Consider the following 260-nt stretch of genomic DNA (forward strand, 5'->3'; position numbering starts at 1 on the left):
CCTTAGGATTCTCTCCTCGCCTACCTGTGTCGGTTTGCGGTACGGGCACCATTTATCTCGCTAGAGGCTTTTCTTGGCAGTGTGGAATCAGGAACTTCGGTACTAAATTTCCCTCGCTATCACAGCTCAGCTCACGCGGTAACGGGATTTGCCTCGTTACCAGCCTAACTGCTTAGACGCACATATCCAGCAGTGCGCTTACCCTATCCTCCTGCGTCCCCCCATTGCTCAAACGATAAAGAGGTGGTACAGGAATATCA

General features: G+C 51.5%; 1 rRNA gene. It reads right to left on the minus strand.

Annotated elements, in window-relative coordinates:
- Positions 1-260: ribosomal RNA gene (locus tag M3182_RS25925) — 23S ribosomal RNA — on the minus strand; the annotation flags it as partial.

The sequence above is a fragment of the Mesobacillus maritimus genome (assembly GCF_023715205.1).
Lineage (GTDB): Bacteria > Bacillota > Bacilli > Bacillales > Cytobacillaceae > Mesobacillus_B > Mesobacillus_B maritimus_C.